Genomic DNA, 26332 nt, shown 5'->3' with positions numbered 1-26332 from the left:
GTTTGTTTTATTCGGTTCGGATCGTTCAGAAGGTGACATGCAACACTACGCGCTGACGGTAGACAAATTCCTCGATCACGCCGCCAAATGGTTCGACCAGAACCTGGTGATCGAGGCCGATGCCGGGCAGTCGCATCGCCGCATGACGTATGCGCAGTTGCGCGCACGCAGCAACCGCCTGTCGGGTGCGCTGCTGGCGCTGGGTCTTGGCTTTGGCGACCGGATCGGCACATTGGCGTGGAACACGCTGGACCATGTCGCGGTCTATTATGCGACGATGGGGGTGGGCATGGTGTGCCACACGCTCAATCCGCGTCTGACGCACGCGCATCTGGCGGCGATCATCAACGCGGCTGGCGACCGCGTGCTGGCGGTGGCCGCCGATCTGCTGCCGATCGTGCGCGCTGTGCTGCCGTCGTGTCCATGCATCGCACAGATCATCGTGCTCGACCGGTGCCCGGGGGCCGAAGAATGCACGGGGTTGCAACCGGTGCCGGTGTGGGCGCTCGACGCTCTGATCGAGGCGCATGGCGCTGACACGGTGTGGGGCCAATTCGACGAACAGGCGCCTGCCGGGCTGTGCTTCACGTCGGGCACGACCGGGCGGCCCAAGGGTGTGGTCTATACCCATCGGTCGAATTACCTGCACACCTTGCAGACCATGCAGGCGGATGTCTTTGCGCTGACCGCGCGCGATGTCGTGCTGCTGGGCGTGCCGATGTTTCATGCCAATGGCTGGGGATTGCCGTTTTCGGCCCCGGCCGCGGGGGCCCGGCTGGTGCTGCCGGGGCGTGCGATGGATGGGGCCAGCCTGGCCCGGCTGATGCGCGATGAAGGCGTCACGGTCGCGGTCGGGGTGCAGACCATCTGGCTGGGGTTGGTCGATCATCTGGAATCCACCGGCGACAGCCTGCCCGCGCTGCAACGCGTGCTGATCGGCGGTTCGACGTGTCCCGACGCGCTGATCGCGCGGATGGAGGCGCGGCTGGGCGCCTATGTCCAGACCAGTTGGGGCATGACCGAACTGTCGCCGCTGGGCACCGTCGCGCCACCGTCGAAAGGGGCCTTGCACGGTGCGGGATCGGGGCGGCCACCGGTCGGCGTGGATCTGCAACTGACCGATGCGGCCGGCATCACGCTGCCCGTCCAGCGCGGAGTGATGGGCCATCTCAAGGTGCGCGGGGCCAGCGTGATCGACCGCTATTTCGACGACGATACCCGCGTGCTCGATGATCAGGGCTGGTTCGACACTGGCGATCTGGCGATGATCGACGCCGACGGCAATCTGACCATCTGTGGCCGCGCCAAGGATCTGATCAAATCAGGCGGCGAATGGATCAACCCGACCGAGATGGAAACGATCATCGGCCGCCATCCGGCCATCCGCCATGTCGCGGTGATCGGCCGCGCCGACGACAAATGGGGCGAACGCCCGGTGCTGATCGTCGAACGGCACGACCGCACCGATGCCGTCCACGGACTGGTCGATCTGCTGCGCGGGCAGGTAGCCGACTGGTGGCTGCCCGATCGGGTGGTCGATATCGACACGATGCCGCTGGCCGCGTCGGGCAAGATCGACAAGACGCGGCTGCGCGCCGATTACGCCGCAGGATTGCTCTAGGGGCACGCGGCGGGTTTGGGGCCCAGCTTGGGTGAGGCCAGCCCGACATTCCAGTTCCAGCCAAGTTTGGCCTGCACCTTGCGGCACAACACGGCTTCGTTCAGCGCAAACATGCCGGGCATCAGGCCGGTTTCGGGATGCGGCACAGCGGTGAAATGCAGGAACGCGCCCTTATCGCCAAACGCGGGCCATGCGGGGGCATTGGCGGCCACCGGGTGCCCGTCGCGGGCAAAACTGGTCCAGTAATCGAGCATGGCGGCAGACAGCGCCCGTTCGCCGTCGGTGTCGGGAATGCGTGGCCAGTTTTTGGTGGTGCGCGCCATCGTGCCGAACACAAACGGCAGCTCGCTGGCATGAAACGCATGGAGCCCGGCCTCGTCTTGCGCCGGATAGCCATGGTCAAACAGATAGAGATAGGCCGGTTGCCCGTGCGCCGTCAGGCGCCGGGCCATGCGCTCGGCGGTCCAGCCATAGAGCCCGTCGCGCGTTGTGGCGATGATGCTCTCCTTGTAATCGGCGGCGGGATAGAGCCGCAGAAAGGCATCGGCCAGATCGCCATAGCGTTCGCGGATCGTCGCTTCATAGGCTGCGGCGCTGGCCGGGGGCTTGGGCGCCAGTGCCATCAAGGAACGGATTTCGCCCTGGTTGAAGCCGACCAGCATAGGCACCGGCGCAACCTCGCCCTGGTCAAAGGCGGTGGTCATCTGCTGCGGCAACAGCTTGCCATCGATCACGCCAAAGGGCGCAAACATGCGCGCGGCGGCATCGGTCAGGTCCTGCGCCTTCATCGCGCGCAAACTGGCGATATCGGGGGCCTGCAGCGCGGCGCCGAGCATCTGGCCCGCCGCTTCGCCCGATGGCGCACCATAGACCGCACGCCTGAGTTCAGGCATCGAAATCATATAGCCGCTTTCGGAAATCGCCCTGGTAAATAGTCCGCGCGTGGCGGGCGATTCCATCAGGTACATCACGCTCAGCGCCCCAGCGGATTCCCCCGCGATGGTGACATTGGCCGGATCGCCGCCAAACGCAGCGATATTGGCGCGCACCCATTGCAAAGCGGCGATCTGGTCCATCAGGCCATAATTGCCCGAAATATGCGCGGGCGATTGCGCACTCAGTTCGGGATGCGCCAGCCAGCCGAGCACGCCCAGGCGATAGTTGATCGACACCACGATCACCCCGCGTGTCGCCATGTTCCGCCCATCGTACAATGCTTCGCGGCTCGATCCGGTGACCAGCGCACCGCCGTGGATCCACACCAGCACCGGCGCGTGGTCAGCCTTGGCAGGGGTCCAGATATTGAGCGTCAGGCAGTCTTCGCTGGTGGGCAGGGGGTCCGCCGAATAGACGCTCGCCACGGTGCTGTGCGGCTGGACACAGGCGGGGCCGAACTGGCTGGCATCGCGCGGGCCGGTCCAGCGCGGCATCGCCATCGGCGGCACCCAACGCAGCGCCCCGACCGGGGGCAAGGCATAAGGAATGCCCTTGAAACTGCGCACCCCGTCGGTGTCTTCGCCGCGTAGGGCCCCGGCGGGGGCATCGATGGTGACGGCGGTCTGGGCCAGTGCGCCGCCGGCGGTGGTCAGGCACAGCGCGGCGATCAGGGCACGCATCAGGTTCATCGGGCAATTCCCTTGTTGGGTTGGCGGGATTTGAGCACGTGGGCCAGCCACGCGAACAGCGCGATCGCCAGCCCATAGGCGGGGGTCAGGCAATAGAGCGCGATCTGCAGCGGATGGGGCATATGGCGGTGTGCGAAAAAGTCGCTCGCCGCGCCGACAAAGGTCGGGCCAAGGCCAAGCCCGGTCAGGTTCATCACCAGCAGCAGCAGCGCGCCCGCCAGCACCCGCTGATCGGGCCGCACTTCTTCCTGCACCAGCGCGACCGACGCGGCGAGGTAGAAATAGTTGAACACCATCGCCACGGTCAGCGCGATCAGCGCCAGCGGCCAGCCGGGCACCCACACGAAATAAAGGTAAAACGGCATGGCCAGCGCCAGCGACCACGCCGGGGCAGTGGCATAGATCTGGCGCGACCGGCGGCTTAGGCGGTCGATCACCCGGCCCGACAGGATCATCCCGCCGCTCATGCCGATGGCCACCACCAGCGCATACCACACCGCGATCTGGTGCAAGGTCATGCCCTTTTCGCGGATCAGGAACAGCACGGCAAAATTCCCCAGCCCATACGTGACAAGCTGGGTCACGCCGCTGGCGATCGATGCCAGCAACAGCACCGGGTTGGCAAAGAACAGGCGCACGGTGCCCCGGAACGCCGGTTTGGCACCGGGCTCGTCGACGCGATCGGGGTCCATCGCCCCGCGGACAGGTTCGCGTACCACCGCCTTGAGCAGCGCGGCGGTGACGATCCCGACCAGCCCGATCCCGACAAAGGCATAGCGCCAGTTGAACGCGGCGGCGATCGATGCGCCAAACGCAATGCCCAGCGCGGCGCCCACCGGCGGGCCAAGGTTGTAGAGGCCATAGGCCGTGCCGCGCCGTCCGGGGGGGAAGCTGTCGGCGATGATCGCATAGGACGGTGGCACGCCGCCCGCTTCGCCAAAGCCGACCGCCATGCGCGCCGCTGCCAGTTGCGGAAACGACAGTGCCAGCCCGCACGCGATGGTCGCCGCGCTCCAGATCGCGCAGGCGATCGCAACGATCGTCACGCGGCTGCCTTTGTCGGCCAGCCACCCGACCGGGATCGCGATCAGACAATAGAACAGCGCGAAATAGAGCCCGCCGATCAGCCCGAGCTGACCATCGGAGATGTGCAGCGTGTCCTCGATCGGCTTGGCCAGAATGCCCAGCAATTGCCGATCGAGAAAGTTCAGCACATAGACGAAGGTGAGCGCGCCAAGCACCACCCAGGAACGCCATGATGGCGCGACGCCTGCACTATCGGCGCTGCCGGACTTATGTCCCAAAACCTTGCTCTCCCGCGCCGTGACGGCTTTTGTTTGGAGGACAATGCTGGCATGACGGGGGCATGTCAACACACACTCACGTGCGTGTGAATATTTTTCACCGAGTGGCCCGATGCTTGACGGTGCGACTTTGGTAATGGCAGGAAGAGATGTGACCAGTCAGCCAGTACCCCAACGTCGCCCCCGCAAGGCCGAGCAACGCGCCGAGACGATGGAGCAGATCCTCGATGTTGCCGAAGAGCTGTTTGCGCGCCACGGCCTCTATGGCGTGACGTTGAAGGAAGTGGCCAAGCGCGTGGGTGTTCACCACACCCTGCTCAATTACTATTTTGACGACAAGAAGACGCTGTTCGACGCGGTATTTGCCCGGCGCGCGGCGGTCACCACCGCCCGCCGGATGGATGCGCTCGACGCTTACGAGGCGCAATGCGGGGGCAAGCCGACGGTCGAAGGCGCGCTGCACGTCTTTCTCGATACCGATCTCGATCTCTATATCGAAGGCGGCGAAGGCTGGAAAAACTATGCGCAGTTGACCGCGCAAGTTGCCAACACCCCCGAATGGGGGGCCGAATTGATGGACAGCCATTTCGATCCGGTGGTGCTGCGGCTGATCGATCTGCTCGGCCAGGCGATGCCCGATTGTCCGCGCGAACGGATTTTCTGGGGCTATCAGTTCGTCTCGGGCGGGCTGATGATGACACTGGCCACGACCGGCCGCATCGACAAGCTGTCGGGCGGTCTGTGCCATTCCGAGGATTTCGGGGCGGCCAAGGCCCATATGGCCAAATTCATGGCAGGCGGTTTCCTCGCCATCTGTCAGGGCACCGTGCCGCCGAAATAATGTTCACTCTATTGCGAGTGAATAAATGAGCGCTTATCGTCGGGGCCACGACGATAAGGGAGATTCGGATGAATTTGGCTGGGCGGATTGCCATCGTAACCGGCGCTGGCGGCGGATTGGGCCGCAACCACGCGCTTTACCTCGCACGCCAGGGCGCGGTCGTGATCGTCAACGATCTGGCCGCCGATGGCGCGGCACGGGTGGCCGACGAGATCATTGCCCAGGGTGGCCGGGCCATGGCGGTGGCGGGCTCGGTCAATGATGAGGCAGCGGTTGTCGCGCTGGTTGATCAGGTGATCGGGCGCTGGGGGCGTATCGACATTCTGGTCAACAATGCCGGAATCCTGCGTGACAAGAGCTTTGCCAAGATGACCATCGACGATTTCCGTCTGGTGGTGGATGTGCATCTGATGGGTGCGGCGATCTGTGCAAAGGCGGTGTGGGACACCATGCGCAACCAGCAGTACGGACGGATCGTGATGACGACCTCGTCCTCCGGGCTCTATGGGAATTTTGGCCAGGCCAATTACGGCGCGGCGAAAATGGCGCTGGTCGGGCTGATGCAGACTTTGGCGATCGAGGGCGAAAAATACGGCATCCGGGTCAATTGCCTGGCGCCGACGGCGGCCACCGGGATGACCCGGGGAGTCTTGTCCGAGGCCAGCCTGGCGCTGCTCGATCCCGCGCTGGTCAGCCCCGGTCTGCTTGCCCTGGTGGGTGACGATGCGCCGACCCGCGCGATCCTGTGCGCCGGGGCAGGGCACTTTGCCGCGGCCCATGTCACCCTGACCCAAGGGTGTTATCTGGGCCCCGATGCGGGGACGGCGCTGATCGACGCCTGGGACCGGGTGACCGACCAAGCCGGCGCAATCGTGCCTGCCTATGGCTTCACCCAGGCCGAGCGCGAAGAGGCCAGCGCCATCGCGGCCCACCTGGTGCCCGCGCCATGACCGTGCGGGTCGATGCGCCTGCAGGCGCGCTGCGCGGCTTTGCGCAGGGCAATCTGCGGGTGTTTCGCGGCGTTCCCTATGCGCAGCCTCCGGTTGGGGCTCTGCGCTGGCAGGCACCGGTCGCGCTGCCGCGCTGGGCGGGCCTGCGCGATGCGACACAGTTCGGGCCCGCCGCGTTTCAGCCGGGGGCAACGCTGTCTTCGGTCTATGCCACGCCGCCGATGCCGATGAGCGAGGATTGCCTGTCGCTCAATATATGGGCCCCGCGCGACGCCGTGGATGCGCCGGTGTTCGTGTGGATCCATGGCGGCGCGCTGTGGAACGGATCGAGCCGCGAGGCGATGTATGATGGCAGCCATCTTGCCGAACAGGGTCTGGTGGTGGTGTCGATCAATTACCGGCTGGGTGTGCTGGGCTGGCTCGCGCATCCCGAACTGGGCGCGGAAACCGGGGAAGGCCTGTCGGGCAACTACGGATTGCTAGACCAGATTGCCGCGTTGCGCTGGGTGCGCGACAACATTGGCGCATTTGGCGGTGATCCCGCCAAGGTCACCATCGCCGGGGAATCCGCAGGGGCGCTGAGTGTCGTGTATCTGATGGCATCACCGCTGGCGCGCGGGCTGTTTGCGCGTGCCATTGTCCAAAGCGCTTACATGATCACCACACCTGCGCTGCATGAAGACCGGCACGGGCTGCGCTCTGGCGAGGCGAGCGGGGTCGATCTGGCACGCGCGCTGGGCGCGGCGGATATTGCGGCGCTGCGGTCGATGCCGGCCGATGTGCTGACCCGGGCGGCATCGGCGGCACACTATGCCCCATTCGGCGTGATCGACGGGCATATCCTGCCCGATCAACTGGTGGCGCTGTTCGATCGCGGCGAACAGGCGCCGGTGCCGATCCTGGCCGGGTACAACAGCGGCGAGATCCGGTCGCTGCGCATGCTCGCACCGGCGGTGCCGGGCGATGCCACAGCCTATGACCATGCCATTCGTGCCGCCTATGGCGATCTGGCAGATGCATTTCTGCGACTGTACCCCGCAACCGACATGGCCGAAGCCGTCCTGGCCGCCACGCGCGACGGGCTTTACGGGTGGACCGCCGAACGGCTGGTGCGCCACCAGCACGCCATGGGCTGCGCGGCGTATCTCTACCACTTCGACCATGGCTATGAACCGGCCATCGCGCAGGGGCTGCACGCTTTTCATGCCAGTGAAATCCCCTATGTGATGGGCACTTTCGACGGCACCCCGCCCAATTGGCCGCGCGTTCCGGTAACGCCGCGCGAAACGGCCTTGTCGCAGGCCATGATGGCCTATTGGACGGCGTTTGCGCGCGACGGGCATCCGCGCGCCGCAAACCGGCCCGCCTGGCCCGCGTTTGGTGAAACGCGCGCCGCGATGCGGTTTGCCGGTGCCCCGATGGTCGTTTCAGACGGTCAGCCCGGCATGTTCGACTTGCATGAGGCGATGGTGTCGCGCCGCCGCGCCGCAGGCAATGTCGCGTGGAACTGGAATGTCGGCATCGCGGCATGACACGAGCCTGCTCCGGCCCCTGTCGGTGGCTAACCCGTCGGCCACGCTGACGCGGCATATCGCGCGCTGACCGTCATGGTTTCGCCCGGAGCCAGCCAGGTCATGCCGTCGCCGCGTTCGGGGTGATTGATGGCATCGGTGGCATGGCTGACCGGTTCGACGCAGAAATAGTCTTCACCCTGCGGGGTATAGACCACGGTGCAGGGCAGATTGGCCGACGGCTCGATGGTCAGCGCAAGGCCGGTTTCGGGCCAGACGATGCGAAGCGCGCCAATACGGCCGGTATAGACCGTGTCGACCGCGCGCGCACCCACCGGTTCGCCGTGCCACCAGTCAATCGCGCCCTCGGCCTGGTGCAGCGACGAGGGCAGCCCGTCTTCGCCCAGTTGCCATTCCCCGCGGTGCAGGCCCGTATAACGGGTGTCTTGCGACCTTGGGAAATAGGGGTGAAAGCCAAGCCCGGCGGGCATCGGCTCATCAGCCAGGTTGCGCAGACGGATTTCATGACAAAGTCCCCCGGCGCCAAGCTGAAAGTGCTGCTCTGCGACATAGGCCCATGGCCATGCGCCCGGGGCCTGCTGGTGGCGCACAACTGCCGCACTGGTGGTGTGTTCGACCAGTGTCCAGGCACACAGCCAGCCGAATCCGTGCAAGGGGTGGGGGTGATCGCTGCCCGGGAAATTGGGTTTCAGATGCACCGTGCGCTGGCCAACACGGAACACGCCATCGGCAATACGGTTGGAAAACGGAACCAGCGGAAAACACCCGGTATCGAAAATGGCGGGCCCGCAGGTCGGGCGAAGCAGCGGGATATCGTGCCAGTCGAACCGGGCGATCGAGCCGCCGCGCGTTGGTTCCAGCACCAGGCGGTAATCGCCTGCGTGCAATTCAATCAGGTCTGTAGTGGTCATGTGTTGTCCGGTGATGTCTCGGTTTGGCCATGCCGGGGCACGGGCGTCGTGGTGCTGCCGACAGGTTTGGCAGGGGACGGCGTTGGCACCTTGATCCCCAGCAGGACCAGGGTTTCGCCGGTTGGAATGCCGAACCAGTGCGGCACACCGGCGGGGATCAGCACCGTGTCACCCTTGTGCAGATGGCGCAGCGTGCCCCCGACGATGCGATCACCATCGACAAAGCCGGGACGAACCATTTGCGCCCCGACCAGCGTTCCGCCGGTCAGCAATGTGCCATTGCCTTCGATCACGGTGGTGTATTCGGCCTCGGCGGTATGGATCGCGGGCCTTGCCGCCGCGGTCCAATATTCGAGCGCGACCGTGTTGGTGCCGTCCCCCAGCAGCGGCTGCCAGACAAACGTCTTGCCGTTGTGCGCGATGGCCGCCTTGGTGGATGCAATCAGCGCGGCCATATCGGCGGCGCTCGCCACACCAGTGCGATCGGCGACAGGCGGCGGGTCATAAGGCACCGCTTGCGGCGCCACCGTGGCGGCCTGGGCAAGCAGCGCCGCAATCGCGGACAGGATCGGATGGGCCATGGCGTGGTCAGACTTTCACTGGTGCGCCACCGGCGTCGGCGCTGCGATAGATCGCCTCGATCAGGGTGATATCGCGCAGGCCCATCTCGCCGGGCGTGCGGTGGGGCACATTGTCGCGTGCGGCCAGCGAAAATCCGTCGATCTGTCCGGCGAATTGCGGCTGGGATGCCACTGTGTCGATCACCAGGTCGGGCTCTTTCGGGCGTCGGCGCAGCGCGCGGTTGCGATCATAGACATTGGCCGGGTCCATCGCCAGGCTGCCCCCGGTGCCTGCCACCAGCAACCGGTTGACATGGGCGCCGGCATAAGATGACGTGCCTTGTGCGGTCATCCCGCCGGCAAAACGCATGCGCCACTGCACCCCGCCCTCAACTTGCGCAAAGCGCGTGTCGCCCCGGGGGGTGGTGTAAATCGCGCTGACATCGATCGGCGTGGTGTCAGGGGCCATCATCAGGCAACCGTTGAGACCATAGATGCCGTAATCGAACATCGATCCGCCCCCGCCAAGCGCCCGCGTCAACCGCCAGACATGCGGAGGATAAGCGGGATCGATTTCAAGGCAGTTCTCGGCGATCAGATGTCGCACCGTGCCGAAGTCGCCAGCCTTGATCATGTCCGCCGCAGCGATGTTGAACGGGTCGAAATGCACGCGGTAGGCGACCCCCAGTTGCCTGCCCGCGCTTTGCGCGGCGGCGATCATCGCGCGGCATTCGGCGCTGGTCGATGCCATCGGCTTTTCGCAGAGCACGTGCTTGCCGGCCTTGAGCGCGCGAATGGTGAATTCTGCGTGCAGACCGACCGGCAGCGCAATGTAGACACAATCGACTTCGGGGTCGTGGGCGATCTGGTCAAACGTGTCATAGCTGTACAGCCGTGTTACGCCATACCGCGCGGCAAGGTCGGCCGCCTTGCCCGGATTGCCAGACACGAAAGCGGTGATCCGGGCATGTTGCGCCTGTAGAAAGGCGGGAATCATCTGGCCGACCGCGAAATTGCCGAGCCCGACAACCGCCCAGCGCACGCGACGCGCCAGGGGATCGGGCAGCGCCTCGATCCCGAACAGGCCCGCGCCATGGGGCTGCGGGCCGGTCGCGGCCGCCGCAACTTGTGCGCCAAGCGATCCGATCGTGGCGGCGCCCAGCGCGCCGACCCGCGCGGCATTGAGCAGATCGCGGCGCGACAATTCAGTATCTTTCATGGCAGGTCCCTCAAACCATCCAGACATGCGGCCGCGCCGGATGCCCATCGGGCAGACCGGTTGGCTGCGCAAGGGGCGCCGTTGGCTTGATGCGCGACATGTCGATTCTCCCGAAGCATGGCGGATGTTCTGCCAGCGATTCCCGGCCACCCATCATTCCTCGTACTAAATATCCACGACAGCCAACTTGTAAACGGGATTTTGTCGACCGCGATACCATGCGGAATCAACGATGTATGGGTTATGCGCCGACCAAGCCATTCGAGGTTGGTGGCAAAAACGAGCGGCCCACGCCAAGTCGGCGGTTGCCTGCGATATTTTGTCTGATTAAAGTGAGGGTGTTCTAAGGGGCGTGCACGGTTGAAATGCGCCCTGTTCAGCATGGGAGTGACCGATGCGGCATGCAATTCTCGTGGCACTGGCGTGCCTGTCTCTGGCTGGTCGGCCTGAACCGGTCTGTGCGCAGTCCGGCACGCCGGCTTTGCCGTCGCGCGCGCCGTGGCCACAAGTCGTGCCAACGCCAGAACGGATCGTGCTGTGGCCCAACGGCGCCCCCGGCACGCCCGCCGCGCGGCGGGGTGAACCCGAACAGGCGCACGACTATTGGCTGAAAAATGTCAACGAGCCGTCGCTGACGTACTATCCCGCTGATCCGCGCCACAATTCCGGTGCGGCGATCATTGTCATTCCCGGTGGTGGGCATCGTCTGCTGGTGTGGACGACCGAGGGCATCGATGTGGCGCCGCGGCTGAACCAGATGGGCGTGAACGTGTTTGTGCTCAAATACCGGCTGGCCCGCGAAGAGGGGTCTGGCTATTCGATCGAAGGCGATGCCGCCGCCGATGCGCGGCGCGCCATTCGCCATGTGCGCGCCAACGCCGCGCGCTATGGTATCGATCCGCACCGGCTGGGTGTAATGGGCTTTTCCGCCGGGGGTGAACTCGTCTCGCTGGTCGCCGACAATCCCGAACCGCCCCGCGCGTGGCCACTCGACAGCGTCGATGCGCAGAGTGCGCGGCCCGATTTTCAGGTCCAGATCTTTCCCGGCCCCCTGGGCATTCCTGGCCGCGCCGCCGACACCGCGCCACCGGCGTTCATCGCGGCGGGTTCGGTCGACCCCTGTTGCGCGTTGCCCGCCTTGCACCTTTACGAACAGTTGCAGGGCTTGCGCGTTCCGGCCGAACTCCATCTCTATGCCGAGGCAGATCACGCGTTCAATCTGGGTGAGCGGTCCAGCCTTCTTTCGATTGTCCACTGGCCCGATCGCCTCGCCGACTGGCTGGCCGACGGCGGGTGGCTGGATGGCAAGGGCGGCCCGCCGCAGCATTGACTATCCCCGCGCGCTTTTCGTTTGTTTCCGGCTGCAATCTTGCGTAAGCATCGCCTTAAGATAGCGCTACCACAAAACGCGCGCAACCAGGTGACGGGGATGACTGACAGTCTTTTGGCGTGTCTGCCGGGCGATTTTCGCGCCGGGCTGTTTGTAGGGCGGGCCGAAGCGCCCGATGGACCGCATGTAATCGTCGTGCGCCAGGGTGTGATCCACGATATCACCACGGTGGCATCCACCGTTTCGGGCGCGATCGCGCGTCGGACCTTCAGGGGCGGAGTGCCGATCGGCCCGGTCGAGGTCGGGTTGCCGCAGGGCTGGCGGCTGGTCTCGCCGATCGACCTGCAATGCGTGAAGGCATCCGGGGTGACATTTGCGGTCAGCGCGATCGAACGCGTGATCGAAGAGCGCGCGCGCGGTGATGCCGGTGCTGCGGCGCAACTGCGCGACGAACTGGAGATGCACATCGGCGCGGGCATCCGCTCGGTCGTGCCCGGCAGCGACCAGGCCGCCGTGCTGAAACAGGCGCTGATTGCGCAGGGCATGTGGTCGCAATATCTCGAAGTCGCGATCGGTCCCGATGCCGAGATCTTTTCCAAATCGCCGGTGCTGTCGACGGTCGGCACGGACGCGCCGGTGGGCGTGCGATCGGATTCGCTGTGGAACAACCCCGAACCCGAAGTGGTGCTGGTGGTCGATGGGCACGGCCGCGTGGTCGGCGCGACGCTGGGAAATGACGTCAATTTGCGCGATTTCGAAGGCCGTTCGGCGCTGTTGCTGTCAAAGGCCAAGGACAACACCGCGTCTTGCGCGATTGGTCCGCTGATCCGGCTGTTTGACGAAGCGTTCGGCATCGATGATGTGCGCCAGGCGGAAGTCGAACTGACCATCGAAGGGCGCGACAATTTCCGTCTGCAAGGCCTCAACCTGATGGACCAGATCAGCCGCGATCCGCTCGATCTGGTCGATCAAGCGCTAAGCGAGCACCATTATCCCGATGGTTTCGTGCTGTTTTGCGGCACCTTGTTCGCCCCGACGCAGGATCGCGACACTGCGGGCGCCGGGTTTTCCCACAAAGTCGGCGATGTGGTGACCATCCGGTCCAGTCGCCTGGGTGTGCTGACCAACACCGTCACCACGTCTCGCGATGCGCCGCCGTGGACCACGGGAATTGCCGCCTTCATGCGCAATCTGGCCGGGCGCGGCCTGATCGATCGTATCTGACCGTCGAGGTACCATCCGTGCGCTCGCTCCAGACCATCGACCGAGGTAGCCCCGTGCCCACCACCACCGCGATCCGGCCGTTTTCGGCCATCTATCCCAGTCTGCGCGACAAACGCGTCATCGTCACCGGTGGGGCCACGGGGATTGGCGCATGTCTGGTCGAACGGTTTGCCGATCAGGGCGCGCACGTGGGCTTTGTCGACATCCAGGCAGATGCGGCTCAGCGGCTGGTCGAGATGCTTGGCCATGCGCCGCATACGCCCCTGTTCCGCCTGCAGGACATTGCCGACAGCGCAGGCTTGATCGCCTGCCTGCATGCACTGATCGCCGAACTGGGCGGATGCGACGTGTTGATCAGCAATGCGGCCAGTGACCAGCGCCATCGTATCGAGGCCGTGACCCCGGACTATTGGGACGAGCGTATCGCGATCAATCTGAAGCACATGTTCTTTGCGGCGCAGGCGGTTGCACCGGCCATGACGGCGGCCGGCGGCGGGGTCGTGCTCAACCTTGGGTCGATTTCATGGCATCTGGGGCTGGAAGACCTGTCGGTCTATCAGACCGCGAAAGCCGGCGCCGAAGGGTTGACGCGCAGTCTGGCCCGTGAACTTGGTCCGACGGGTATACGTGTCAACACGATCATCCCCGGCAACGTGCAGACGCCCCGCCAGATGCAGCTCTATACGCCTGGTGCCGAAAGCGAAATTGTCGCGGCACAGTGCATCAAGCACCGTCTGCAGCCATTCGATATTGCGGCAATGGCGCTGTTCCTCGCCTCGGACGATGCGCGTTGCTGCACGGCGCATTCCTATTGGGTTGACGGGGGATGGGGCTGATGGTGCGCGTTGACCGGGTCTTGTCATCGGGCTGCATGCTGGGCGAAGGCCCGGTTTGGGATGAACGCCGTGCCTGCCTGTGGTTCGTCGATATCAAGCTGCAACACGTACACCGTTTCGATCCCGCCAGCGCCAGACATACCATATTGCCCGCGCCGGATCAGGTGGGCTGGGTTTTGCCCGCCGCCGATGGTCGGCTGCTGGCAGGGTTGAAGACCGGCCTGCACGTGGTCGACCCCGACGCCGATCAGGCGTCGTGGCACCACCTCGGCCCGATCGCGGACGAGCGGCCCGGCAATCGGCTCAACGATGCCTGTATCGGGCCAGATGGCACGGTCTGCTTCGGGTCGATGGATGATGACGAGGCGGCACCGACCGGCCGATTCTATCGCTTTTCGCGGGGTCGGATCGAAGCGGCTGGCCCCGCCGATATCTGCATCACCAACGGCCCCGCGATCGCGCCCGATGGCACCGCGATCTATTATACCGATACCCTGGGCAAACGCATCCTGAAGGCGCCACTCGATGCCGACGGTCGCCCCGGGCCGGCCCGACTGTGGGTCGATACTGCCCGCGATTTTCCCGATGCCTGGCCCGATGGTCCGGTCTGCGATGCGCAAGGGGGTATCTGGACCGGCCTGTGGAACGGCTGGGGGGTGGCCCGCTATGCACCCGACGGAACGTTGCTGGACAAAGTGGACTTGCCTGTCGCCAATGTGACGAAAGTCGCGTTTGGCGGTGCCGATTTGCGCCGGGTCTACATCACGACAGCCAGAAAGGGTCTCGATCCGCGGGATCTGGCTACGCAACCGATGGCGGGCGATGTGTTTGCCTTTGACAGCGCGGTACCGGGAATTGGACAGACATGGGTGGAGTTGGGCTGATGAGGCATGCAAACTGGGTTTCCGCTTCCGCGCTGGTTGTCGCCTGGCTGGGCACGTCGGCAGTGCAGGCGCAAACGCCTGCATCGCTGACGCTGCTGCCAGTATGGGGCGATCACGCCGTGATCCAGCGCGACGCGCCGGTCAAAGTGGACGGCGACGCGGCCCCGCGCGCCGCCGTTTCGGGTCGGCTTGGCGAGGCCACCGCGCAAACGCAGGCCGACGCGCGGGGCCGGTTTGAACTGGTCTTTCCGGCCCGTGCCGCGTCGACCACCGCGGTCGATCTGGTGGTTTCGGCCAATGGCCAGTCGGTTGCGCGCCATGATCTACTGGTGGGCGATGTCTGGCTCTGTTCCGGCCAGTCGAACATGGAATTTCCCCTGGCGCGGGCGCTGAATGGCGAAATGGAGGCGGCGCATTCGGCCGATCCCATGCTGCGCCTGCTCGAAGTGCCGAAAACCATCGCCTATGAACCCCAGCGCGATTTTGGCCGACCGGCTGCCTGGCAGGCCAGTGCGCGCGAATCCACGATCGGCTTTTCGGCGGCCTGTTATCTGATGGCCCGCAATCTTCGCACCGCGCTCAAGGTTCCGGTCGGCGCCATCCATGCCAGTTGGGGCGGATCGCAACTGCGCCCCTGGCTCAGCCCCGAAGCCGGGCTTGCGCTCTATGGTCAGGCCGACATGCGCCAGCTTGCGCAATATGCCGGCGATCCCCTGGCCGCGGTTACCGGCTTTGCTCCGCGCTGGGTTGAATGGTATCACGGTGCAGCCGGTGGCACAGACCCCTGGCTGCACCCCGATATCCTGCCGTGGCAGCCGGTTCCGCAGATTTCGGGTTGGCTGGCGTGGACCGGCACGCCGCTGGCCACCAAAGCCACCGGCACGGTGTGGCTGCGTCGGCAGGTCCGCCTGACGCAGGCCCAGGCGGCGGCCGGGGCCGTGCTGGGCCTGGGTGTGCTCGATGATCTGGATATGACCTGGGTCAACGGCAAGCCGGTGGGCAACACCTTTGGCTGGGATACCGAACGGGAATACCGCCTGCCGCCCGCCTATCTGCACGAAGGCGTCAACGAAATCATGGTTGCGGTGACCAACAGCTATGCCAATGGCGGGTTTGTCAGCACGCCCGACAAGCTTGCCCTGCGGATCGGAACCGGCGAGACGCTGCCACTGGCAGACGGCTGGCGTTTCAGCATTTCACCGGCGCAGACTTATCCGCCGCGCCCGGCGTGGGATGCCAATGGCGGCATCGGGGTGATGCACAACCACATGATCGCGCCACTGGGCTCGCTGTCGCTCAAGGGTGTCGCCTGGTATCAGGGCGAAAGCGATGTCGATACGCCGGGCTATGCCGGGCGGCTCAAGGCGCTGATCGGCGGATGGCGCGGCCTGTTCGGCCAGGATCTGTCGGTGGAGATCGTGCAATTGGCCAATTACGGGCCGGTCGGGCTGGCGCCGGGGCCGTCGAGTTGGGCCGCCTTGCGCAACGAACAACGGCTGGTTGCGGCGCAAGAGCCCCATGTCTCGCTGGTGTCGGCGATCGATATCGGTGAACGCTCCGACATCCACCCCGCCAACAAACAGGCGCTGGGTCTGCGGCTGGCGATGGCCGCGCGCGGCATCGCCATGCCGATGCCGGTGTCGGCCGTGCGCGAAGGGGCCTCGATCCGGGTGCGTTTCACCGGGATCGACGGCGGTCTGCATGCCTGGAGCGGCCCCGATCCGCTGGGTATCGAACTGTGCGGGCCAGGTGATACCGATTGCCGTTATGCCCGTGCCGCGATCGACGGTGACACGCTGATAGTGCCGGGGGACGGCCGCCCGGTCACCCGCGTGCGCTATGCCTGGGCCGACAGCCCGGTGGTCAACCTGTTCGACGGTCGATCGCTGCCCGTTCCTGGCTTTGCGCTCGATGTCGTTGGCAATTGACGCTGTTCCCCTTGCGGCGATGATGCGCTTCAGGTGGTCTTGCTGCCCCGTGTGCGGGGCGGCGGACCGTCCGATGACCGCTCGATCAGCGCATAGTCGAGCGTGACATGCTGTGGCCGCACAGGCTGCCCGGACCGCGCCTCGACAATGCCGGCATTCAGCATCGACAGACCGCGTCGCGCCATGTCGCTGATCGGTTGCCGGATTGTGGTCAGTTCGGGCCAGATCGTCGATGCATTGGCGGTATCGTCGAACCCGCACACGGTCAGATCGCCCGGCACGTCGAGCCGGCTGCGCTGCGCGGCGGCAATGCACCCGGCCGCCATGTCGTCGTTCGAGGCAAAGATCGCGGTGGGCCGTTCGGGCAGCGTCAGCATTTCGAGCGCTGCGTCCATGCCCGATCGATACGTGAACAGGCCCTGACGCACCAGCGCATCGACCACCGGCAACCCCGCTTCGCTCATCGCATCGCGAAATCCGGCAAGGCGCAACCCGCTGGCTGACTGCACCGGATTGCCGATCACGAATCCGATCCGTTTGTGGCCCAGCGCGATGATGTGGCGGGTCATGTCATGCGCGGCCTGATAATCGTCGATCATCACGGCATGGTGATGGGCTTCGGCCCGACCGGGGCCGATCAGCACCGAGGGAATGCGCTGGCGGCGGAGCAGATCGAGCAAGTGGTCCTCGTCGCACAGCGGCGGGGGCAGCAGAAAGCCCTCGATCCCGATCGAGACCAGCCGCTGGATCACCCGCGCCTGCTCTTCCGGGGTGGCGCAGCGTTCGACCATGATATGCGCATCGATCTGGCTGGCTTCGTCCATGCACCCGATCAGCAATTCGCTCAAATAGGCGGCGGACGGGTTGGTATAGAGCAGCGCGACGCGTGTTTCGCCCGCGCTGGCCAGGCTGCGTGCGGCCCGGTTGGGGGCATAGTTGAGCGCCTTGATGGCCGCTTCGACCGCCTCGCGCGTTTCGGCCCGCACCCCGGTCCCGCCATTGACAACCCGGCTGACGGTCATCAGCGAACAATTGGCCAGCCGGGCCACGTCGCTGACTGTCGGCCGACCCAGTTGCCGCCCATTGGTTTTTTTATCCGCCATGCCGATTGTTTCCGTTCTTCCTTGCCGGTCTATTGCCTGCATCCGGTTCTTTGCAAGGGGGCATGACATTTCCGGCAAAATGCACAATGGGTTGAATAGCACTTGCGCTCGATCGCGCAGACGATAAAGATAGCGCTACCATAATTCGGCCGGCGAGTTTTCGATCGGTCTGGGGAGAGTGATATATGGCTGCTGCACCACCGGCTCACATGGAACCGGCGCGTACCAATCTGGCATTGATCAGCGCGATCGTCGGGGTGGCGACAATTGGCGGACTGTTGTTCGGGTATGACAGCGGCGCCGTCAACGGCACGCAGGCAGGCCTTAAGGATGCCTTTGCGCTGGATGATGCCTGGCTGGGGTTCACGGTCGGCTCGTTGCTGATGGGCTGTGCGCTGGGTGCGTTTCTGGCGGGGCGACTGGCCGACCGGTTTGGCCGCAAGCGCATTCTGATCGCCGCCGCGCTGCTGTTTCTGGTTGGCGCGCTGGTGCAGGGCACGACCGACATTCACGCTGTCTTTGTCGTCGCGCGGTTCTGCGGCGGCATGGCGGTGGGCGCGGCCAGCGTGTTGTCGCCAGCGTATATTTCAGAGGTGGCACCGGCCAACATTCGCGGCCGTCTGACCAGTGTGCAGCAAGTGATGATCATCTCCGGCCTCACGCTGGCATTTGTGGTCAATTATTTTCTGGCGCAGGCGGCGGGAAGTTCGCTGGGCATCGTGGCGGGGCATCCCGCGTGGCGCTGGATGTATCTGGCGCAATCGGTGCCTGCGGTGGTCTTTCTGGTGGCGCTGCAATTCATTCCCGAAAGCCCGCGCTATCTGATCAGCAGCAACCGCGTGGTTGAAGCGCGCGCGGTGCTGACCCGCCTGTTCGGCACAGTCGAGGCCGATCGCAAGGTGGACGACATCCGCGCCTCGTTTGCAAAGGATCATCACCCGCGTCTGGCCGATGTGCTGGCGCCGGGCACGGTGCTGCGCCCGGTCGTCTGGGCGGGACTGGTGCTGGCCCTGTTTCAGCAATTTGTCGGCATCAATGTAATTTTCTATTACGGAGAGACGCTGTGGCAACTGGCCGGCGTGTCCGAAAAGGCCGCGCTGGAGCGCAATGTCATCTCGGGCCTGGTGTCGGTGGCGGCCTGTTTCCTGGCCATGGGGGTGATCGACAAAGTGGGGCGCAAGCCGCTGCTGCTGGTCGGTTCGGTGGGCATGACGCTGGCGCTGGGCACGATGACCTGGGCTTTTTCAAAAGGCACGCTCGATGCCCATGGCGCGCTGTCGCTCGCCCAAGGCTATGGGCTGGTCGCAGTGATTGCGGCCAATATCTATGTGGTGTTCTTCAACATCAGTTGGGGCCCGGTGATGTGGGTCATGCTGGGCGAAATGTTTCCCAACCAGTTGCGCGGTTCGGCGCTGGCCGTCTGCGGTCTGGCGCAATGGATCGCCAACTATGCCGTGGTGCAAAGCTTTCCCGGCATGGCCAGCACTCTGGGCCTGACCCCGACTTATGCGCTCTACACACTCAGCGCTTTTGTCAGCTTTTTCCTCGTGCGGGCGTTCATGCCCGAAACGGTGGGCAAGGAACTGGAAGACATGGATGGGTGGAGCGGCGGCGGTCATTGACCGGCGCTGTCGTTCCCACCCTGCCTCTGCACCCGAAGTCCGGGAGACTAGCATGACCGTCAAGCTGAAATCACGGGTCGCCAGCGCGCTGTCAGGCGCCTGTGCCCTGCTCTTGTGCCCGGCGCCGCCGGCGCATGCCCAAACGCCCACGGTCGACGTGACGATCGCCACCGATGTGTCGGGCCCCGCCATCGATCGCAACATATTCGGCCAGTTTGCCGAACATCTGGGCGCGGGCATCTATGGCGGTATCTGGGTCGGCAAGGATTCGCCGATCGCCAATGTGCGCGGGATACGTTCGGACGTGGTCACTGCACTGCGCGCGCTCAAGGTGCCCAACGTACGCTGGCCCGGCGGTTGCTATGCCGACGAATACCATTGGCGCGACGGTATCGGACCGGCCGACAAACGCCGCGTGCGGGTCAATTCCAACTGGGGCGGGGTGCCGGAAAGCAATGCTTTCGGCACCGAGGAATTCATGGATTTCATCAATCAGATCGGCGCCGACGCCTATGTTTCGGTCAATGTCGGTTCGGGCAGCCCGGAAGAGGCTGCGGCGTGGATGGAATACATGACTGCCAGTGCCGACACCACGCTGGCGCGCGAACGCGCCGCCAACGGCCATCCCGCGCCCTATCGTGTGGCCCTGCTGGGGCTGGGTAACGAAAACTGGGGCTGCGGCGGCGCCATGTCGGCCGACCACTATGTCGAGGAAATGAAGCGCTTTGCGCACTATGCGCACAATTTCAACCCGGCCCAGCATGACCAGGGCGCGATGAAGCGGATCGCCGTCGGTTGGGATTCGGGCAAGAGCGACTATACCGAGGCGGTCATGAAGGCCTGGTCGGACAAGGTCTATAGCTGGGACATCGACGGTGTCTCGCTGCACAACTATACCGTTGGCGGATGGCCGCCGCATCTTGCCGCCACCGGTTTCGGCATCGACCAATACGACGATGTGATCGGCGAAACGCTGAATATGGACAATCTAATCACGCGTCAGAGCGCGGTGATGGACAAATACGATCCCGCCAGGAAGGTGTTTCTGGCGGTCGATGAATGGGGCGCCTGGCTCGCGCCTACGCCAGGGTCCAACCCCGGCTTTCTCGCCCAGCAGAATTCGCTGCGCGATGCCATTCTGGCTGCGGTCAACCTGAATATCTTTGTGCGCCATGCCGACCGGGTGAAAGTCGCCAACATTGCGCAGATGATCAATGTCCTGCAGGCGATGATCCTGACCGATGGCCCGCGCATGGTGCTGACCCCCACATACCACGTCTATCGCATGTATGTGCCGTTTCAGGGCGCGACGGTCGTGCCGGTGGCGTTCGATCGCGGCCAGATTGTCCATGGCAAACTGACGCTGCCCCGGATCGACGCGATTGCGGCACGCGACCAGGCCGGGCACTTGTGGCTGTCACTTGTGAATATCGATCCCGAACAGGGCACGAGCGTGCATCTGGGGCAGGCCAGGGCGGCCAGCGGTGAAGTGCTGACCGCGGCCCGGGTCGATACCGTCAACACGTTCACCGAACAGTCGGCAGTTGCCCCGCACGCGATCAGCGCAAAGGCAGGCCCGCATGGCCTGGTGCTGGACCTGCCGCCACATTCGGTCGCAGTGGTTCAGGTCGAAATGTAGCTATTGCGTCTTTTTGGCATAGAGCGCGCCGGTGGCGTGCTCGGCGGCGGCCATCGCCCTCCCTCGATGATGGCCGCCGCTTCGTTCTGGTTTAGCGATCGAGCACCGCCGCGCCCCAGGTCACCGGATCGGGAAACCGCGTACCAGCCTCTCCGCGCGCCACCAGTTCGATGATCCTGACACCGGCAATATCGGCAGCAATCGTCGTGGGCGCCCCACCAAATGGCAGCGGGCTGGTCTGCGCCAGCAGGCGGCCATCGCCATAGACCAGGAACTGCACCGGCGCGTGCCGGTCGCGCGCGGAATCATCGATGCCGACGCGCGCGGAAAATTGGCGAAACCCCGCGTTGCGCACTTCCAGCCGTGAATTGGCGAGCACGCCGATGCCGCTGTGAAACACCACCCCGCCCACTTTCAGCGTTTGGCCATAGGGCGTGGCGTCGGCACGCGCGCCGCCCCAGCCGCCATAGTGCGGGTGCTCGCCATCGCCCCGCGTGCTGCGCCAGGTCAAAGTGCCGCGATGGATCAGGGGGTCGGCCTCAGGTTCCACCACGCCGTCAATCGCGGGATTCACGCGTCCCGGCTGTTCGGACAAGTACAGGCCCGCGGCGTGTTCGCGCGCGCCCTTGATGCGTAAGATCATGGTCTGGTGCGGGGCCAGATGCAGCGCGTCTTCGCCTGTGAAATGGCTGACTTCGCCGGTCCACAGATCGGTCAGGGTGATGTCGGCATCGGCACGCAGCTTGATCTGTTCGGCGGTCAGTACCGCATCGGCAGGCGCCGCCGTGCGGTTGAACACCGCCACCGCCTTGTCCCCGTCGGCCAGTGTCTTGACCAGGATCTGCACGGTGTCGTCGTCATAGGCCAGCACCGCCTGATTGCCCGCCGGGTCCTGATCCAGCGCGATGATCGCCGGGTTGCCCAGGATATCGACAAGCGCAGGGGTGGCCTTGCGCATGTCGAACCCGATCATCAACGGCGCATCCAGCATGGCCCACAGGGCCATGTGCGACCGCGCCTCGACCGGGTGGTCCGCTGCGAACGGGCCGGTGCCGACATAGAGCATGTCGGGGTCGTTCCACGATCCGGGGTGGGCATAGAGTTCGCGGCGCACCGCCGAATCGAAATTGTGCAGCATGCGCTCCCAGGTGGGGGACAGATCCTCGCTGGTGCGCGACATCTGGCCGACAAAGCGCGACCAGCTTCGCACATCGGCCGCGCCCCACAGGCAGATCGACAGGACATAGTCGTGCCTCGGCCGGGTTTCGCCAAGCGCTGTGGCAACCGATTCGTAAAGCCCCCGCACGGCGGCGATATCGGTGCGCGGCAGGGTATCGTAATCGACCAGCGGGCCGAGCACACGGTATGCGCCCGATTTCACCAGCGGATTGTCAGGGCTCATCGCGCGGATCCCGCATCCGTCGACCTTGATCAGGTCAAAGCCCCACTCCCCCATGAACAGGCCGATGTCCTGACGGACATGGCCATAGAGCCCGACTTCACGTTCATCGCGGGTGCCGACCGGCTGATGGGCAAAGTTCGAGGTATAGGCCTGGCCGCACGAGTTGCGACCGATGTCGGAATAGATCCCGGCCTTGAACCCCATCGCATGCAGGCGATCGGTCAGCGGGCGAAAGCTGGTTGCACCATCGGCGGTGATCGCCGACGGGAAACTGTCGGTGCGGATGATCAGTCGTCCATCGGGCATCCGCCGTTTCAGCCACCAGCCGTCGTCGATATCGACATAACGATAGCCCTTGGCGGCCAGCCCGGTGCGCACCAGCGCATTGGCCGATGCCATCAGCTTTTCCTCGTCGATATCGCTGTTGAAGGCGTTCCAACTGTTCCAGCCCATCGGTGGCACAGGCGCGCTGCCGCGCGCATCGACGCTCCATCGTCCGGTCGGGGTCAGCGCATCGGTCTGCGCGTGCACCGCGCCCGTCACGCCGGCCAAGGCGACGGCGATGATCCCGGCAATCGCGGAGCGCCGTGTCATTTGGTCACCGCAAATGCCAGGTTACGGCTGAAAAAGGGCACGACCTCATCCTGGAACCGGAAGGCCACGCGGCTGGTGTGGGTGCCCGAATAGATTTCGAAGTGATTGGCCACCTGATAGCGATCGAGCATGTCGTGCAGCTTGCCCGCATCGATCTTGAGCATGTCCTGGTCGCCGACGTCGATCGATATGGCGGCATAGCGGCGCAGATTGCCGATATACTGATCGACGAACGACAGCGGAGCGTTGGCCGCCCACTTGTTGAGCACGTCGTGCTGCACTTCGCCATTGCGGATCGGCAGATCGAGATAGAGCGGCGGGTTTGCCGGATCGGGCGACCATGCCGCGGCTGCGGCCAGGGTTCCACGTTGCGCCCAGTCGAGTTTGGCCGAATCGGCGGGCGAGGTCATCTTGGCATAAGCGGCCATCGCGTCGGGATTGAGCCCCATGGTGCCGCGCGCCGAAAGGCAGCACGGGCTCATCAGGTACAAGGCACCGAACACGTCGGCATGTTTCATGCCGATGCGGCTGGCCCCGTATCCGCCCATCGAATGGCCCACCAGCCCGCGACTGCGCCGATCGGGCAGCGTGCGGTAATGGGCGTCGATATAGGCCACCAGATCGCGCGATATGAAGGTTTCGTAATCGCCCGTGGTGACAGAGCTTGAATACATCGATCCGTTGTGAACGGTCTTGCTGTCGGGAAACACAAAGATCATCGGACGCGCGCCTTTGGCAAACGCGCTCTCGATCACCTGGGGTACGTGAATTTCGCCTGTCCATTGCGTCGCGCCGATCGAATAGCCGTGCAGCGCATAGACCACCGGATAGCGGGTGGCCTTTGACCGGTCATAGCTGGGGGGCAGCACGACGATCACCTCGCGGTCGGGCGAATCACCTTCCAGCGCCCCTTCCAATGCCGGGGAATGAACATGGATATGTTCGATTCTGGTCGGCGCGGCATTGGCAACCGGTTCCGGAACCGCCGTCGTGACTTGCGCATGGACGGTGGCGGGGGTCAGCAGAAACTGGGACAGCAACAGCACAAGGCTTGGCGCTAGGCAATGGGCGCGCATCACATGATCTCCCGATGATTTTAAAAATCAGTCTTATTGAATTTCGTTTTGCCGCAAAGCAATCTCAGGATTCAAAAATTTATCATGTTAAACATAGATATGAATGGTGACGGCAGCGGGGAATGGCCAGAATCTGCCAAAATTGCAGACTCGATCAATAATAACTCAGTGTAGATGCATAAGCGAAGCGGTCTGCCGGGGCAATCGGCTACCCGGCAAAAATCGTCAGCTTCCACGCAGCTCGCGCATGATGGTGGCACGAATCCGCCCATAGGCGGCGCTGTCGATCTGTCTCAGGATGCCGCGCCGTTCTTCGGGCAAGTGCGCCAGCGGGTGGCCTTCGGGCCGAAACACATAGTGGTCGAAAAAGGCACGAAACGCCTCGCGTTCAAACGCCGGCCGTTCCGCGATGGCGATCATCGCCATCAGCATCGACAGCATCGGGGCATCCGGGCCGGCTGCAAAGGCATCCCACCAGAAGTTGATCATCGCATTGAACGGGTCGCCCGCCTCGACCTGATGCCACCACAGCTTTGGCAGATAAAGCGCGTCGCCAGGCCCGAGTTCGGCCACCAGCGCGCGCTCGCGCGCGCGGGCAAACCGGGGATAGTGCCTGTCGGGATCGGGGTCTGCGCTGGCCAGGCTGACCGGTTGTCCGGCCATGGTGTGGTCGATCGGCCCGACATAGAGATCGCCGATCGCGTCGGGCGGATAGAGGGTGAACCGGCGATGCCCGGCGATGACGCAGGCCAGATTGTCGACCGCATCGTAATGGCACTGCGCGACCGAGGCGGTGCCGATCCACAGGCGTGGTGTGACCGACGGATCGATCAGCGCCAGGGGATTGTCCTTTGCAAAGCCCGGCAGGTAGATCGACGCGATCAGCGAACCGAGATAGGCCGAACCGAGCGTTGCATCGGACGCGCAGGCGGCAATGCGGTCCAGCGCCGGGCCGAACGGCATTGCGGTGCGGGTGAAGTTGAAGCCATCGGGGCCGTCGCCATAGGAATAACGCCCACCGACCGATGGCTCACTCTGGAACAGATGGGCGGGCTGGTCGGTGGCAAAACGCGCAAGATAGTCGCGCAAGGCCGCATTCGATTCGCGCGCTGCCGCACAGACCGGCCATTGCGACACCAGCCCGCGCAGGATTGCGGGCTGTCCTCGCGCGGCCACCGCCGCACGAAAGGCGGCCGGGTCGGCAATGGCGTCGTGCCTGATCTCTTCCGGCGTGGTCCGCAAGGGCGCCTTGCGGTTCACGCGTCGACCAGCCGTTCGTTGCGCCGATGAGCCAGCAGCGCGATTTGTTGCCGCGAGCTCTGGATGGTCATTGCGGCATCCAGATAGCCGTTGCGAAAAAGTCTGATGATATCCGCGTCGGGTAGCGCGTGGAGCGAATCGAGGCTGATCGTATAGAGGCCATCGAGTGTCAGCGTTTTGCCGTCATCGAAGCTCAGCGAGATGTTGAACTGCTCGACAAGGCGCAGGCGCACCATTGCCTCGATGAACGAATCGGTTGCCGGTCGGCCCTGGACCAGCAGGCCGATCGAGCGCTGAATCAGTTGAGTTTCGTCGGTCGGGTTGCCCAGATCATCAAACAGCCTGATCCTGCCATCGGCGGCAAAGCGCGGATGATCACGATCGATCGCGATGTGTTCGCCATGGGTGTAGAACCCTTGTCTGACAAGTTCGAGCGGCACGAACGGCGCGTTGCCGCGATCCGCACCTTCGACCAATAGTTCCCCGGATTCAAAGCCGAACAGCGCGACCACGTTGAAGCGGCCGGTTTCGGGATCTTTCACGAAAAACAACGGACAACACGCTGCGGCGCGCGCGAATTCGCCGATCACCAGTTGCACGCAATGCGGGTGCCCCGCCGCCACGCCATGCATCCGCAGATCGCGGTGGTGAGTGTCGTTGAGCAATTCCAGTGTTTTTTCCGACATGCCTCGTCCTGTCATTCCTGTTGTGATTGACCAATGCGCGGTCGGCCCGTGGGGGCGGTTGGCTGCGCGGCCCTGCGTAATCATAGCGACCGTGTGATCTGTGCAACAGATTTTGACGGTCAGCCATATACTCCTACAATATTCTCTTGATAGCGCTACCGAAGTGGGTTAGCGAACCACTCACA

Annotated in this window: 21 protein-coding genes; 11 read left to right on the top strand and 10 right to left on the bottom strand. The window is 64.4% G+C overall.

The features are described from left to right. The first annotated feature begins 37 nt into the window (after positions 1 to 37). Positions 38 to 1621 carry an AMP-binding protein gene (locus tag AQZ49_RS05675; RefSeq protein ID WP_067613839.1) on the top strand — a complete coding sequence of 528 codons (1584 nt, stop codon included), beginning with the start codon at positions 38 to 40 and terminating at the stop codon, positions 1619 to 1621. Here the strand turns inward: AQZ49_RS05675 and AQZ49_RS05670 are convergent. Continuing rightward, positions 1618 to 3246 carry a carboxylesterase/lipase family protein gene (locus AQZ49_RS05670; RefSeq protein ID WP_067613837.1) on the bottom strand — a complete coding sequence of 543 codons (1629 nt, stop codon included), beginning with the start codon at positions 3244 to 3246 and terminating at the stop codon, positions 1618 to 1620. The two genes, AQZ49_RS05675 and AQZ49_RS05670, sit on opposite strands and share 4 nt — an antisense overlap. Then, complete coding sequence (locus AQZ49_RS05665) at positions 3243 to 4487, bottom strand: spinster family MFS transporter (protein ID WP_082701611.1); 1245 nt, start codon at positions 4485 to 4487, stop codon at positions 3243 to 3245. Before AQZ49_RS05665 ends, AQZ49_RS05670 begins: the two co-directional genes overlap by 4 nt. 274 nt (positions 4488 to 4761) lie before the next feature. Here AQZ49_RS05665 and AQZ49_RS05660 point away from each other — a divergent pair, with 274 nt between their 5' ends. The 3 genes from AQZ49_RS05660 (at position 4762) to AQZ49_RS05650 (ending at position 7873) form a co-directional block, all read left to right on the top strand. Further along, positions 4762 to 5391: a TetR/AcrR family transcriptional regulator gene (locus AQZ49_RS05660; protein WP_082701553.1), complete on the top strand. Its 630-nt coding sequence runs from the start codon at positions 4762 to 4764 to the stop codon at positions 5389 to 5391. 68 nt (positions 5392 to 5459) lie between these two features. After that, complete coding sequence (locus AQZ49_RS05655; protein ID WP_067613831.1) at positions 5460 to 6341, top strand: SDR family NAD(P)-dependent oxidoreductase; 882 nt, start codon at positions 5460 to 5462, stop codon at positions 6339 to 6341. Continuing rightward, entirely contained in the window at positions 6338 to 7873 is a 1536-nt protein-coding gene (locus AQZ49_RS05650; RefSeq protein WP_067613829.1) for a carboxylesterase/lipase family protein, read from the top strand. The genes AQZ49_RS05655 and AQZ49_RS05650 overlap by 4 nt, the downstream gene beginning before the upstream one ends. Before the next feature lie 29 nt (positions 7874 to 7902). On the opposite strand, the gene AQZ49_RS05645 is transcribed toward AQZ49_RS05650, so the two are convergent. From AQZ49_RS05645 to AQZ49_RS05635, 3 genes are read right to left on the bottom strand one after another with little or no spacing between them, the layout of a single operon-like run. Beyond that, the gene (locus AQZ49_RS05645) at positions 7903 to 8784 is read right to left on the bottom strand and encodes an aldose 1-epimerase (RefSeq protein WP_067613827.1); all 882 of its coding nucleotides are present in this window, start codon (positions 8782 to 8784) and stop codon (positions 7903 to 7905) included. After that, on the bottom strand, positions 8781 to 9365 hold the full coding sequence (locus tag AQZ49_RS05640) for a cupin domain-containing protein (RefSeq protein WP_067613825.1): 585 nt from the start codon (positions 9363 to 9365) through the stop codon (positions 8781 to 8783). The genes AQZ49_RS05645 and AQZ49_RS05640 overlap by 4 nt, the downstream gene beginning before the upstream one ends. A gap of 7 nt (positions 9366 to 9372) precedes the next feature. Then, positions 9373 to 10563, bottom strand: coding sequence for a Gfo/Idh/MocA family protein (locus AQZ49_RS05635; protein WP_067614263.1), 1191 nt, complete (start codon positions 10561 to 10563; stop codon positions 9373 to 9375). Between the two features lie 394 nt (positions 10564 to 10957). Here AQZ49_RS05635 and AQZ49_RS05630 point away from each other — a divergent pair, with 394 nt between their 5' ends. The 5 genes from AQZ49_RS05630 to AQZ49_RS05610 all read left to right on the top strand — a co-directional run bounded on the left by AQZ49_RS05630 (position 10958) and on the right by AQZ49_RS05610 (position 16765). Further along, a complete protein-coding gene (locus tag AQZ49_RS05630; RefSeq protein ID WP_067613823.1) occupies positions 10958 to 11893 on the top strand; it encodes an alpha/beta hydrolase in 936 nt (311 codons plus the stop codon). A gap of 99 nt (positions 11894 to 11992) precedes the next feature. Beyond that, positions 11993 to 13117, top strand: coding sequence for a fumarylacetoacetate hydrolase family protein (locus AQZ49_RS05625; protein ID WP_067613821.1), 1125 nt, complete (start codon positions 11993 to 11995; stop codon positions 13115 to 13117). 53 nt (positions 13118 to 13170) lie between these two features. Then, complete coding sequence (locus AQZ49_RS05620) at positions 13171 to 13953, top strand: SDR family NAD(P)-dependent oxidoreductase (RefSeq protein WP_231738900.1); 783 nt, start codon at positions 13171 to 13173, stop codon at positions 13951 to 13953. After that, a complete protein-coding gene (locus tag AQZ49_RS05615; RefSeq protein ID WP_067614260.1) occupies positions 13953 to 14837 on the top strand; it encodes an SMP-30/gluconolactonase/LRE family protein in 885 nt (294 codons plus the stop codon). The genes AQZ49_RS05620 and AQZ49_RS05615 overlap by 1 nt, the downstream gene beginning before the upstream one ends. Further along, positions 14837 to 16765 carry a sialate O-acetylesterase gene (locus AQZ49_RS05610; protein ID WP_067613819.1) on the top strand — a complete coding sequence of 643 codons (1929 nt, stop codon included), beginning with the start codon at positions 14837 to 14839 and terminating at the stop codon, positions 16763 to 16765. The genes AQZ49_RS05615 and AQZ49_RS05610 overlap by 1 nt, the downstream gene beginning before the upstream one ends. A 29-nt stretch (positions 16766 to 16794) precedes the next feature. Here AQZ49_RS05610 and AQZ49_RS05605 read toward each other — a convergent pair whose 3' ends face one another. Beyond that, the gene (locus AQZ49_RS05605; protein ID WP_067613817.1) at positions 16795 to 17868 is read right to left on the bottom strand and encodes a LacI family DNA-binding transcriptional regulator; all 1074 of its coding nucleotides are present in this window, start codon (positions 17866 to 17868) and stop codon (positions 16795 to 16797) included. 185 nt (positions 17869 to 18053) lie between these two features. Between AQZ49_RS05605 and AQZ49_RS05600 the strand changes: the two genes are divergently transcribed. After that, entirely contained in the window at positions 18054 to 19490 is a 1437-nt protein-coding gene (locus tag AQZ49_RS05600) for a sugar porter family MFS transporter (protein WP_067613815.1), read from the top strand. Between the two features lie 52 nt (positions 19491 to 19542). Beyond that, entirely contained in the window at positions 19543 to 21129 is a 1587-nt protein-coding gene (locus AQZ49_RS05595; protein ID WP_067613813.1) for an alpha-N-arabinofuranosidase, read from the top strand. 91 nt (positions 21130 to 21220) lie between these two features. Here the strand turns inward: AQZ49_RS05595 and AQZ49_RS05590 are convergent, their stop codons facing one another. The 4 genes from AQZ49_RS05590 to AQZ49_RS05575 all read right to left on the bottom strand — a co-directional run bounded on the left by AQZ49_RS05590 (position 21221) and on the right by AQZ49_RS05575 (position 26147). Next, complete coding sequence (locus AQZ49_RS05590; RefSeq protein ID WP_067613811.1) at positions 21221 to 23125, bottom strand: NPCBM/NEW2 domain-containing protein; 1905 nt, start codon at positions 23123 to 23125, stop codon at positions 21221 to 21223. After that, a complete protein-coding gene (locus AQZ49_RS05585; RefSeq protein ID WP_369819090.1) occupies positions 23122 to 24168 on the bottom strand; it encodes an alpha/beta hydrolase in 1047 nt (348 codons plus the stop codon). Before AQZ49_RS05585 ends, AQZ49_RS05590 begins: the two co-directional genes overlap by 4 nt. Before the next feature lie 258 nt (positions 24169 to 24426). Beyond that, positions 24427 to 25461 carry a cupin-like domain-containing protein gene (locus tag AQZ49_RS05580; RefSeq protein ID WP_369819082.1) on the bottom strand — a complete coding sequence of 345 codons (1035 nt, stop codon included), beginning with the start codon at positions 25459 to 25461 and terminating at the stop codon, positions 24427 to 24429. Next, positions 25458 to 26147 (bottom strand): SapC family protein, encoded by a 690-nt coding sequence (locus tag AQZ49_RS05575; RefSeq protein WP_067613807.1) that lies wholly within the window; start codon positions 26145 to 26147, stop codon positions 25458 to 25460. Before AQZ49_RS05575 ends, AQZ49_RS05580 begins: the two co-directional genes overlap by 4 nt. Positions 26148 to 26332 lie beyond the last annotated feature (185 nt).

This window comes from Novosphingobium sp. FSW06-99 (assembly GCF_001519065.1).
GTDB lineage: Bacteria > Pseudomonadota > Alphaproteobacteria > Sphingomonadales > Sphingomonadaceae > Novosphingobium.
The sequence above is the reverse complement of the archived record's forward strand: the minus strand, read 5'-3'. Positions and strand labels throughout refer to the sequence as shown.